Annotated in this window: 12 protein-coding genes; 6 read left to right on the plus strand and 6 right to left on the minus strand. The window is 52.6% G+C overall.

Translation table 11 applies throughout. The features are described 5' to 3' along the window. Nucleotides 1–337: 337 nt before the first annotated feature. Entirely contained in the window at nucleotides 338–811 is a 474-nt protein-coding gene (locus AXW79_RS23115) for a hypothetical protein (RefSeq protein ID WP_011898728.1), read from the minus strand. A 378-nt stretch (nucleotides 812–1,189) separates the two neighbouring features. Between AXW79_RS23115 and AXW79_RS20455 the strand changes: the two genes are divergently transcribed. Beyond that, nucleotides 1,190–1,954 (plus strand): cytolytic delta-endotoxin (insecticidal protein), encoded by a 765-nt coding sequence (locus tag AXW79_RS20455; RefSeq protein WP_043151353.1) that lies wholly within the window; start codon nucleotides 1,190–1,192, stop codon nucleotides 1,952–1,954. 355 nt (nucleotides 1,955–2,309) lie between these two features. Here the strand turns inward: AXW79_RS20455 and AXW79_RS20460 are convergent, their stop codons facing one another. After that, nucleotides 2,310–3,080 (minus strand): Crp/Fnr family transcriptional regulator, encoded by a 771-nt coding sequence (locus tag AXW79_RS20460; protein ID WP_011898731.1) that lies wholly within the window; start codon nucleotides 3,078–3,080, stop codon nucleotides 2,310–2,312. A 414-nt stretch (nucleotides 3,081–3,494) separates the two neighbouring features. Here AXW79_RS20460 and AXW79_RS20465 point away from each other — a divergent pair, with 414 nt between their 5' ends. From AXW79_RS20465 to AXW79_RS20485, 5 genes are all read left to right on the plus strand, one after another. Next, entirely contained in the window at nucleotides 3,495–3,830 is a 336-nt protein-coding gene (locus AXW79_RS20465) for a DUF883 family protein (RefSeq protein WP_005311346.1), read from the plus strand. Then, on the plus strand, nucleotides 3,830–4,276 hold the full coding sequence (locus AXW79_RS20470) for a hypothetical protein (RefSeq protein WP_005311344.1): 447 nt from the start codon (nucleotides 3,830–3,832) through the stop codon (nucleotides 4,274–4,276). Before AXW79_RS20465 ends, AXW79_RS20470 begins: the two co-directional genes overlap by 1 nt. A 452-nt stretch (nucleotides 4,277–4,728) precedes the next feature. After that, nucleotides 4,729–4,878: a lmo0937 family membrane protein gene (locus tag AXW79_RS23120; RefSeq protein WP_111906204.1), complete on the plus strand. Its 150-nt coding sequence runs from the start codon at nucleotides 4,729–4,731 to the stop codon at nucleotides 4,876–4,878. A 317-nt stretch (nucleotides 4,879–5,195) separates the two neighbouring features. Continuing rightward, nucleotides 5,196–5,507 (plus strand): BON domain-containing protein, encoded by a 312-nt coding sequence (locus AXW79_RS20480; RefSeq protein ID WP_011898735.1) that lies wholly within the window; start codon nucleotides 5,196–5,198, stop codon nucleotides 5,505–5,507. 552 nt (nucleotides 5,508–6,059) lie between these two features. Further along, nucleotides 6,060–7,076 (plus strand): GGDEF domain-containing protein, encoded by a 1,017-nt coding sequence (locus AXW79_RS20485; protein WP_011898736.1) that lies wholly within the window; start codon nucleotides 6,060–6,062, stop codon nucleotides 7,074–7,076. A 28-nt stretch (nucleotides 7,077–7,104) separates the two neighbouring features. Here AXW79_RS20485 and yjfF read toward each other — a convergent pair whose 3' ends face one another. The 4 genes from yjfF to ytfQ are packed head-to-tail and all read right to left on the minus strand — an operon-like array spanning nucleotide 7,105 to nucleotide 11,670. Continuing rightward, nucleotides 7,105–8,118: a galactofuranose ABC transporter, permease protein YjfF gene (yjfF, locus tag AXW79_RS20490; RefSeq protein ID WP_011898737.1), complete on the minus strand. Its 1,014-nt coding sequence runs from the start codon at nucleotides 8,116–8,118 to the stop codon at nucleotides 7,105–7,107. Then, on the minus strand, nucleotides 8,094–9,122 hold the full coding sequence (locus AXW79_RS20495) for an ABC transporter permease (RefSeq protein WP_011898738.1): 1,029 nt from the start codon (nucleotides 9,120–9,122) through the stop codon (nucleotides 8,094–8,096). Before AXW79_RS20495 ends, yjfF begins: the two co-directional genes overlap by 25 nt. 8 nt (nucleotides 9,123–9,130) lie before the next feature. Continuing rightward, nucleotides 9,131–10,663 (minus strand): sugar ABC transporter ATP-binding protein, encoded by a 1,533-nt coding sequence (locus tag AXW79_RS20500; RefSeq protein ID WP_331200022.1) that lies wholly within the window; start codon nucleotides 10,661–10,663, stop codon nucleotides 9,131–9,133. 59 nt (nucleotides 10,664–10,722) lie between these two features. Further along, nucleotides 10,723–11,670 (minus strand): galactofuranose ABC transporter, galactofuranose-binding protein YtfQ, encoded by a 948-nt coding sequence (gene ytfQ / locus AXW79_RS20505; RefSeq protein ID WP_269199280.1) that lies wholly within the window; start codon nucleotides 11,668–11,670, stop codon nucleotides 10,723–10,725. Nucleotides 11,671–11,978: the final 308 nt, after the last annotated feature.

Here is an 11,978-nt window from a genome sequence, read left to right on the forward strand (position 1 = left end):
GAGACCGAAGGGGCAAAGTGTTCAGGTTGAGCCGGAATGAGCGTTCACATTGGTCCGGAAATGGTGTTCACGTTGAACCGGAATCGGTGTTCATGATCGGCCGGAATATGCACGGTGATCGCCTGAACGGTCACCTGTAATGGAGTGGGCAGTTACACAGAATTATTTACAGGCTCGAAAAACAGGAAACTCTTCTACAGCCTCATGAATGATCGCAATCTCCTACGCATAGAATCGCCCAGCTTCGTAGAGAAAGTCGAGCCGGAACCATCTAGCTAAATCTTCGAGGGTATCCGGTATCAGAACGTGTCCCAGATTGGCTTTACTCAGCTCATGATCAGTCAGGTCCTCTTTCAACAGATGCAGGAAGGTAAGATAGAGACAACCCGCATCCATCAATAACGACCTTTGCAATTCTTGCTGAATAACGTTCAATAGACGGCAATACGCACTCTGCCGAGCTGACAGAATGATAAACAGTGCCCTTATAGGGGGTTCTATGCCATGTCCGCTTTTCTTCGTTATAACTTAGAGGAGAGCTGAACCCTCTTACGATCAGATACCACTGAGTTAATGGTGTGGTCACACAATGCTGTTTGTTGTACCAATCCATAAACTCTCCCGAAGGAAGAGAACGCATTTTTATTAGCACTTCTGCCACTTCCGGTTCAAAGCAGCCGGTCACATCATCCATAATCTGCTTTGCTTTAGCTGCCAACTCCGGTTGTTGCTCAACCCAACGTGTAATCGCGGTCTCATACAATGAATCAGCTTCCATTGCTTGTTCCAGCGTGGTTCTTTCTTTAGCCACTGCGGCATCCTCTTATGAATCTATAGATTGCTGATTTTGACATGACTCTTCGCGTAATTTTACCCCGTCGATAAATTCTGCAAAAAATCTGTAAGGGCATCTTGAGTAATCAAGCCGCGCTGATTTCCCCCATCCCCCCTTAGTTATCCAGCCAGCCTGTTGCCTCACCGTCCTCTTCCTGTCACCATCTGAGCGTCTGCCTGCTCCTCTCCTTCGACTACCCCAAGCCATCGCATTGCTAACACATAGGCGATCCCCTGCGTCTTCCTGTGGCCTCCTGCTGTGTGTCTCTGTCCTCCCATCAGTCCCATTGAGGTATGCCTTACTGGCCGTTGAACACCACAGTAAGCAATCACAAGACAACACAAGGACGAATCAATGAATACCACAGTTGATAAAGTGAAGAACGTTGTGACTCGAAACATCTATGTTTCGCTGAGTGCGAGTGCGAGTGCGGACCAGATTAACTTCAACGAGATCTTCTCCATCACGGATCCCAACATTGCCCCCCAGGCGTTTGCGATGGCGCAGGTTTTCCAGCAGGCGCTGGTGCCCACTGATGACAAGAAGTCACTCCGCTTTGATGTGCAAACAGCCATAAACCTCATCAAAAAGCATCCTGAAATGGCGGTGATCAACTTCACCGATCAAGTGGTCGAACAATCCAACTCCGCCGTCCAGTTGATGGTAGACAAGGTGCTGGAGATATTGAGCAAGGTGTTGGGGGTCGTGCTTGGTGCAGCGCCGAAGCAAAAACTGACCGAGTCCATCGCGAGTGCGTTCACCGGCCTGGATGAACAAAAGAATGATGCCTGGATTTTCTGGGAGCACACGACAGCCCACAAGACTACCTATCAATACAACATCCTGTTCGGGGTCCAGTCCAAAGAAACCGGCCTGTTCCTCTATGGCCTGCCGATGGGGATGGAGATCACCGTCGATATCGAAAAGGAAAAAGTCCTTTTCATCACGCTGAAGGACAAAGAGTCCTACCGTGTGCATCTGCAATCGCTCTCTGTTGTTGAGATGATCAAGGCGCACTGCAACCTGAAGCTGGCAGCGAAAGCTGGCGGGAAGGATCCGCATCAGGAAGCGCAAGAGTTCTTCGCTCTGCAGAAGAAAAAAGAGCCGGTCCGCATCTAATTACCGACATGCCTCAACCAAAACGCCCTTCTGTGAAGGGCGTTTTTTTATCTGGTGTCATGTGGTGATGTTCTTCTTCCATGTCAAACACAGCCAATACAGCGTGACGCAGGTTGTGTCGAGGGAACCTTCATTACATAACAACAGCCGAGTCATGCTCGGCATAAAGGGGATGTCGGAGCGTAAAGCCAGCGCTCTCCTTGGGGTGTGTCGCGCTAGCCTGGGTTATCTCATGTGTTTCTGGCTCACTTGCCAAGACGCAAGGTATCTGCGCCCATGCCTATTGCAGCCGTTATGAAGGACTAAAAAAGCCCTCCCAGGCGCCAGACAACCTTATGCACGTCTGGCCCAGTCGTCAGCCGCTGTGAGTGACGCGCTCAAGGGGCTTGGGTATTGGCACTGACTTGGTTGACGAGTGCATATAGGGGAGCAGGCGTTCGGTTTCTTTCTTCACCACCGAGTAGCATTCACAGCTTAATCGCTCGAGTTTGGGACGATCCAGCACCGTGATTTGGCCCCGACGATATTCGATGACTCCCAGTTTTTGCAGTTTCCCTGCCGCCTCAGTGACGCCTTCACGGCGAACACCCAGCATATTGGCAATCAATTCCTGAGTCATCGTCAACTGGTTGCTGGGCAATCTGTCCAGCGATAGCAACAGCCAGCGGCACAGTTGCTGATCAATGGAGTGATGCCGATTGCAAACTGCCGTTTGTGCCATCTGAGTCAACAAGGACTGAGTGTAACGCAGCATCAGATGCAACAAATCGCCGTGGACATTGAACTCGGTCTTCAACAGCTGTCCTTTCATGCGGTAGGCGTAACCAGCACTTTGCACAATGGCACGATTAGTGGTGCTTTCTCCGCCCATAAACAGTGCGACACCGATCAATCCTTCATTACCGACGACGGCAATTTCAGCAGATGCACCGCTTTTCATCACGTACAAGAGTGAAACGATGCAGTCGAGAGGAAAATAAACATGGTGAAGCGTATCACCTGATTCATAAAGCACCATGCCTAAAGGAAAGTTCATCAACTCAAGATGGGGATGCAATCTGCTATATGTGTCAGCTGATAGCGCAGCCAGCAGGTGATTCTGCTGGGGATGATAATTATCAGTCATACATATTCCAAATGTTAAACAAAACTTTCACCAGCCTATCATATTCACAGATTGTTTACCTTCCGTATGTGCGCTATCGCACATAGAGAAATATATATACGTGATGAGGACTAAACAAGGGCATTTTATGTGCTCTACCGTACAGACTAGCCTGATTGGCAGGATTATGATTTTGAGTGACAAGGAATATATTTACAGTCAATTTTCATAGCGTAGTGACAGGGAGGTGGCGGGCTGAAAAGAGCCTCCCTGAATAGTGTTTATCCATTCACTCCTGCGTTGACCCGTGTCTTATGTAACACCGCCAGGTAATGTGTTAATTCATGGCCGGTGTCCTTTCACCAAGTATCATGCTGTCAGGTCGGATCGTGATTATTTCATCCGCCCTTTGTCATATTGAACGGGAGAGTAATGATGAGTGAACAAAAGCAAGTCATGTCAGGCGAAAGTGTTTCTGAATCGGTTGATGATACCAGCAAGAAGTTACATGACGCTGTCGACAGTGCATCCAAGACAGTTCATCCTGCGTTGGATAATTTGAGCGAACGCTCCCATCAAACGGTAGATAAATTAGCTGACGTTGCTATGAATGTTGCCGAATCCATTGAACAGAAAAGTGATAATCTGCGAGAAATGAAAATAAAACTGTTCGACCAGTGCCGTACACAAATTAATGACAAGCCGCTCATGGCGCTCGGCATTGCCATTTCTGCCGGATTTTTAGTGGGTTGGTTACTGAAGAAGCGTTAATGAACACGGAGCGAACCACAGAGAGTGCGCCCATTCCTGATGCAGAATTGACACCGACGGAGTCGGTGTCAATTACCAGCCTAGCGACCTCGGTTTTTGGACTGCTTGGTGAACAACTGCAAGAGCGATTGCAGTTATTCAGGCTGGAAGTACAACAGGCAATCAGCAGCCTGATTGGCATGCTTGTCTGTGGTCTGGTCGGGGCTTTTTTATTAGTCAGCTTATGGTTGATGTTGGCTGCGGCCTCACTATGTTGGTTACTCGAGCAGGGAATGGCTACGAGTAGCGCCTTATTCATCATCAGTGTGGGCAATGGACTCGCCATTGGCGGGGTCATGATACGGTATCGTCGTTATCAGCAGAATATATGTATCGATGCGGTGGCGACCAGCAATGCACCCGTGCCATCAGACGAGTCCTCAACCATGCCTGGAGCGCCTTTATGAAGCTGCCTGTAGCGTGTCACACCCGCCCCCTTGTTCAGGGCTCGCGCCGGGAGAAGATTGCCATCTTGCGGCAGCGACTGCAGTCCCGTCAGTTGACGATAGTCGGGCTGTCCCATCTCATGAAACAGACACTGCAAACGAGGCTCACTCATCCTCTTGTGCTTTGTTCTGCTGCCTGCACGGGTTTTATGCTTGGTTATGAGGGACCGCAAAGGCGAGGCGCGCCAGTCACAACCGGCAGAGTGACGTCAAGTTTGGCGTCGGGAATAGATATGTTTTTGCTGGTGTCACGACTGTTTGGTCAGCCAGAACAGAAAAACAAAGACATGTCACATCGTCAATAACACATGGCAGAATGGCCACATGTTATATTCATGCTCATGAATATATGCTTGCTTAAACATGGTTATTATAATTCATGAGCAATCACAACCCATTATTTAGGAGAGTATATGCTATATACCCTTGCTATAGTGATGCTTCTGCTTTGGGCTGTTGGTCTGGTAACAGCCACCACCCTTGGTGGTTTCATTCATGTGCTGCTTGTTATCGCGGTAGTTGTTGTTTTACTTCGTATTATTCAAGGTCGTCGAGTGCTATGACATAATCTGACGTGTACGCTGGTGAATATACTAACGTTAACCAATTTTAGATGTCACATTATGAATATGGTGGTCAGTTAACTGAGCCGTTATGTTCGTTAGCGCACAGACGACAAGATGATATAGCCGTAAATTATAATTTAGCATGCCAATCAATAAGGTGCTGGCTGCTTGGCTCGACAAGCGTGAGTGTGTGGTTATCGTTATTCACAGTAACGCTATACAGAGTTCTGGCACTCACAGACACCATGTTCTAATGAAGCATACATTTCAGTTTTTAATTTGAAATGTTTAACACTATTTGGAGTAAACATTAAATGAAAACTACAAATCGCTTTTCAATTCTGTTGGCTATCGCCGTTCTGGTCACTGCGGTAGGTTGTGCATCAACTAAAAATAAAGCAGGCACAGGTGAATACTTGGATGACTCAGTGATTACCACCAAGGTTGTCACGGCTATCTTCAATGATCCGGACCTGAAATCAGCCGAGATCAATGTAGAGACCTTTAAAGGTGTCGTACAGTTGAGTGGCTTTGTTAAAGACAGCGCCAATATCAATAAAGCAGTTGTTGTCGCCAAAGGTGTCAACGGTGTCACCTCTGTCAAAAATGATCTGCGCTTGAAATAAGGCTGTGACAGTCACTATCCAAGTTGCCTAATCCAATGACTTGGCCCCAAAATATGCCCCGGGGCAGATCTTGTTATGTGATCTTCCACTGGTCGAAAAGGGCACGCTGATCACCATGTAAATATGTCTTGGTCAGTTTGATAGCGAGGCCGAACGTTGAATTTATGCTCCTGCTCCGGGAGCATTCTTATATCTATTCATGCTGCATTTTTCCGTGATTTTTCCTGCCATCCGGTGGTGATGAAGGGTGTCAGGTGGTGGCCGATTGCTTCAACGACGTAGGGTGGGTCGATCTGGTGCGCGAAGGCTTTGACTGCGTAGTACGGGTGGGCGCGCTGGGATCCTCGAGTCTGCTAGCCCGGCTCCAGTGAATGAATTTGGCGCTAATTGAATCGTGATGTCTCTTTTAGAGACGCATTTGGATTTGATGTCAAGTTTGATATTTGATGATTTGCTCATTATGAGATCTGGCCACGGTCGCTTGGCTAGTCGGGTTCCGTTTCACCTGTCATATTTAAGGCGGTGGCCCAGTGCCGTGATCGGAGCAAGTTTATGCGGGTGGAACGTCAGCGTCTTATTCGTTCATTGTTTGATGAATACATAGAAATGTATTCGGCACGTGATGTTCGTCTTGTTACCCGGTTTAGTGACAATTTCAGTGGCTATGCAGGCAGTAGTGACCAGCTTGTCACCGATCGGGAAGAGTGGATACGCATCACTCGCAAAGATTTCGCACAAATCCCCGAGCGGATCCATATCGAAATGCTGGATCTGTCATTGCAAGATTTGGCAGAGGATGTGGTCGTCGCGACCGGTTTTTTCCACATTCACCTGCCCATACCTGACCATATCTTGTCGCGGGAGACGGCCAGGCTGGTGTTGATCTTCCGCCACGAAGAGGGCGAGTGGAAAATCGCCCATAGCGGGATCTCGCTTCCTTACGGGTTGGCGCAGGATACCGAAGTCTATCCCGTGGCGCGCTTGTGCGAGCGCAACCTCGAACTTGAACGCATCATTGAGATCCGCACTCATGAGTTGGCCGAAGCCAACCGGCAGTTGGAAATCCTGAGTAACACAGATGCCCTGACCAGCATAGGCAATCGACGCCTGTTCGATCACATTCTGCTGCAGGAGTGGAACCGCGGGTTGCGCAGCGGCATGCCACTGGCCTTGATCATGCTCGACATCGATCACTTCAAGCAGTTCAACGATCACTATGGTCATCTTGCCGGGGACAGTTGTCTGCGGGCGCTGGCCCAGGCGTTGTCACAGTCCGGGCGCAGGGCAGGGGAGCTGGTGGCCCGCTACGGCGGTGAGGAGTTCGTCATCCTGTTGCCCAACATGAACATGCAGGCGGCGTTTGCCACGGCGCAGCATCTTCACCGTCTCATCCTGACGCTGGCCTTGCCACGGGCTGACTCGCCGCTGGGGATAGTGACCGTCAGTTTCGGGGTGGCCAGTTTGCAGCCTTCCACCACCCAATCAGCCATTGAACTGGTGCAACAGGCGGATGCCGCCCTCTATCACGCCAAATTGGCTGGCCGCAATTGCATCGCACTGAGCGAGTAACAAGGGGATACGTTCTCACTCCACGCCATTATCTGGGGGCACTCTCGATGGAGGCCTGCCGCTTGAAAAGCCCGGGTTTGCTGGTTTTTCGATTTTCCGAAAATACGATCAGCATGCGCTGCAGGGCGATAAAGCAAAACAGCAGCAGGCCTATGATGATCTTGGTCCACCAGGAGCTGAGGGTGCCGTCGAAGTTGATATAGGTCTGGATCAATCCCTGGATCAAGACGCCAAACAGCGAGCCAAAGACGGTGCCTACGCCACCACTGAGCAAGGTGCCGCCAATCACCACAGCGGCGATGGCATCGAGCTCGACCCCGACAGCGGCGAGCGGATAGCCAGCGGAGGTATAGAGCGCAAATACGATGCCCGCCAGGGTCGCCAGTGTGGTGGAAAGCAGATAGATGCGGATAGTGGTCTGGCGCACCGAGATCCCCATCAAGGCTGCCGAGGTGGCATTGCCGCCGATGGCATAGACGTTGTTGCCAAAGCGGGTTCGATTGGCGAGCAGCATGCCAAGTAACACCACCGCCAGCATGATCAGGGCCAGCAGGCTCAAGCGCCCACCGCCCGCCATCTTCCATGACAGACTCGACAGGTAGGTAAAGGTCGGATGATCGATGGGCAGGGATTGTTCCGAGATGAGGAAGCTTGCCCCCCGCAGAAAGAACATGCCCGCCAGCGTGATGATAAAGGCCGGGATCTTCAGGGTATCGATCAGCCAGCCCATGAGGGCACCAAAACTGGCTCCCAGCATCATGACCAGGGGGATGGCCAGATAGGGGCTTACCCCCAGATCGCCAATCAACTTGGCGAGCAAGACCCCGGTAAATGCGATCACGGCGCCCACCGACAGATCGATGCCGCCAGAGAGGATCACGAAGGTCATGCCCACGGCCACTATGCCAAGAAAGGCATTGTCGGTCAGTATGTTGCAAATGATGCGGGTAGATAAAAAAGCGGGAAAGGAGGCAAGGCACACCAGATACCCGACCAGAAACACCATGATGGTCACCATCAAGGGAAGATTGCGTTTAAACATGGCGGGCTCCCCGGGAAAACAGGTGATTGAATGCAGGGGATTGCATGACGAGCACCGCCAGCACCACCATGGCCTTGACGATTTGATTCCACTGGGGCTGATAGCCGGAGAGCAGAATGCCGGTGTTCACCCCTTGAATGATCAGTATGCCGACCAGGGAGAGTGCGAGGTTGAAGCGTCCTCCCATCAGCGAGGTTCCCCGCCAAGATGGCATCCATTTCCAGCCAGAGGCCGGCATTGTTGGCATCCGCTCCCCTGATGTCGGCCGCCACTATCATGCCGGCGACGGCAGCCAGCATGCCACTCAGCAGATAGGTGGCGATCACCACCATGGGAGTATTGAGGCCGGCATTGTTGGCCGCCTTGATGTTGATCCCCACGGCTTCGATGAAGAGCCCGAGCGCGGTGCGCTTGGTCAACAACCAGATGAGCAGCGCCGCCCCCAGGGTGATGATGACAGGGGTAGGAAGATAAAAGAGTGACCCGCTGCCGAGCCAGGCCAGGGCCTCGTTGTTGAAGGTGATGATCTGCCCCTGCGTGATGAGCTGGGCGATACCGCGACCCGCCACCATCAGGATCAGGGTTGCCACTATGGGCTGGATCTTGAAGACGGCGACCAGCACCCCATTCCACAAGCCGCATAAGAGCCCGACCCCGAGCACGGAGCACAGAATGACGGGAATGCTGTGGTCGCCGGTGGCCATGCTTGCCATGGTTGCGCCGCTGATTGCCATCACGGCACCCACCGACAGGTCGATGCCGCCAGTGGCAATCACCAGTGTCATGCCAAGGGAGAGCAGGGCCACAGGGGCGCAGCGGTTGAGAATGTCGATCAGGCTGCCAAACAGGCGGCCATCCTGAATATGGATGGCGAAAAAATTGTCGGCGACCAGGGCGTTGATGAGCAGCACGCAGAGCAGGGCCCCGCATTGCGCCGTGCCTGTGGGCAAATACCGGCTGGCCCGCGCTCGCCGGATGGGGATGGGTAGTATGGATGACGTCATATCAGGCCTCACATGGCAATGGCATTCATGATGGCAGGGACAGACAGCGCATCGGTCGCCAGCTCTGCCACCTGTTTTCTGTCTCGCAATACGATCACCCGATCGGCATAACTCACCAGCTCCTCCAGCTCCGATGAGATGACCAGCAGCGCCAGGCCATTGGCACAGAGTGATTCGATCAGGCGGATGATCTCGGCATGGGCCCCCACATCTATGCCCCGGGTGGGTTCGTCCAGGATCAGAAACTGCGGTTTGGTCAGCAGCCAGCGGGCCAGCAGCACCTTCTGCTGGTTGCCCCCTGACAAGAACTGGATCGGCTGCTCCGGACCCGGGGTCTTGATCGCCAGCTGCTCAATGAAGCGCGCCGTGATCTCGTCCTGCTCCTTGCGTGACAGGGGATGCAGCCAGCCCCGCTGGGCTTGCAGGGCCAGCACCATGTTCTCTCGCACCGAGGCCGAGGCGATGATGCCGGCGTTCTTGCGATCCTCCGGGCAAAAGCCAAAGCCGCTGGCGGCGGCCTGGCGAGCAGAGCGGATCGAGGTGACCTTGCCGCGTACCCGGCATTCGCCACTGTCACTGGGCTGAATGCCAAACATCAGCTCGGCGGTTTCGGTACGACCCGACCCCAGCAAGCCAGCCAGACCGACTATCTCCCCCGGCATGACGTCCAGGCTGAAGGGGGCTATCACCCCTTTCTTGCCATAGTGTTTGAATGACACTGCGGGGTGGTTGCTGCGCAGGGTTTTGCCCGCACGCTGGAGCGCATTCTCGGCCAGCTCGCGTCCCAGCATCATCTTGACCAAGTCCAGCTGCGGCAGTGTGGCGGTTTCACGGGTGCCGACCAGCTCGCCATTGCGCAGCACAGTGATGCGATCGCTGATGTCGTAGACCTGGTCGAGAAAATGGGTGATGAAAATCAGGCTGACGCCCTTGTCTCTCAAGCTGCGCATGATGGAAAACAGCATCTGCACTTCGCTGGTATCCAGGCTCGCCGTCGGTTCATCCAGGATCAGGATCTTCGCTGACAACGAGATGGCCCTTGCGATGGCGACAATCTGCTGCATGGCGACCGAGTAGTGTCCCAGTGGTAGCGAGACGTCCATTTCGAAACCGTGGCTGGCCATGATGGCGCTGGCTTGCCGTGACATGCTGGCCCGATCGATGAGGCCAAACCGACGGGGTTCATGGCCGATGAACAGATTGTCGGTCACCGACATATTGGGGAGCAGGTTGACCTCCTGATAGACGGTGCCAATCCCCAAGCGCTGGGCGTGGGCCGTGTCCGTGGGGGCTATCAGGGCGCCATCCAGCTCGATGCGACCCGCATCACCTTGATAAACCCCGGTGAGGGTTTTTACCAGGGTGGATTTGCCCGCCCCATTCTCGCCGAGCAACGCCATTATCTCTCCCCGACGCAGTGAGAAATCCACCTGGTGCAGCGCGCGAACCCCGGGAAATGTCTTGCAGATCCCGGTGGCGTTTAATACGAGTTCATGATGGTTATCTGGCATGAAAATAGGCACTCCGGTATAGCCGGCCATATAAGAGGTTGTACTTATATGGCCGGCTATTAAAAGGACTGGCTCACGACGGGCGTGACTTAGTAACCCATGCTCTTTTTCATGTCGAGCTGGGCCTGTGCACTGTCAGGCTGGAACAGAATCGACGCTGTCTTGATGTGTTTGGGGGGCAGGCTGCCATCTTTTTTATAAGCCAGTAGCGCGTCAAAGGCGGGGCCTGCCATATTAGGTGTCAATTCCACCGAGGCATTGGCTTCACCGGCGATCATCGCCTTGAATATATCCGGCACGCCATCAATTGAAATGATTTTGATGTCTTTACCCGGTTTCAGTCCGGCCTCTTTAATCGCCTGAATGGCACCAATGGCCATGTCGTCGTTATGGGCATAGACGGCGCAAATATTCTTGCCATTATTCTCGGCCTTGATAAAGCTCTCCATGACCTCTTTGCCCTTGCTGCGAGTAAAGTCGCCTGATTGGGTCCGGATGATCTTGATGGTGGGTACTTTGGCCACGGTATCGAGGAAGCCTTTTTTGCGATCCAGCGCCACGCTGGCGCCAACAGTGCCTTGTAACTCAACGACATTGCAGGCTTTTCCATCGAGTTGTCTGACCAGCCAGTCTGCAGCCACAGCCCCTTCATGCACGCTGTCTGCGGCGACGCCCGTCATGAAGAGCGAGTCATCTTTCACGGTAATATTGCGATCCAGCAGGAAGACGGGAATATCCGCCTCTTTGGCTTCTTGCAGCACGGGTTCCCAACCAGTCTGGACGACGGGGGCAATAAAGATGGCATCCACACCCTGGGCGATGAATGAGCGAATGGCCTTGATCTGGTTCTCCTGTTTTTGCTGGGCATCTGCAATTTTCAGTGTGATGTCACGTTTCTCTGCTTCTGTCTTGGCCACCGAGGTTTCGGCTGCCCGCCAGCCAGACTCGGAACCAATTTGAGAGAACCCCACCGTCATGTCGGCAGAATAAACAGTACCCGAGAGCAAGACTGCACTGATAATTCCCGCCAGCTTCATCTTTTTATACATATGACACTCCTTTGTGATGCGTTTTTAAATAAACAGGGTCGAGCCAAATTGTTTATTGTGCCAACCAAGAGTAGAGGCTTCTTTTTTTAGCGGCGGGAGCTGGTTCACAGAAAATTTTTGGCAGCATAATTCTTCATACAAACAGCAGGTAAGTTCATATATTCAGCAGGGGAGCTGTTGATTTATTTGCCTATTTATTTCGATCCCTGACCATTGTGTCCAGAGCCGGCGGATGAGGGGCCGTCAACAGCCGTGCTGTCAGTACCGCAGGCGCAGGACTAAATAGCTGTTCCGAA

It is taken from the genome of Aeromonas salmonicida subsp. salmonicida, from assembly GCF_001643305.1.
GTDB lineage: Bacteria > Pseudomonadota > Gammaproteobacteria > Enterobacterales > Aeromonadaceae > Aeromonas > Aeromonas salmonicida.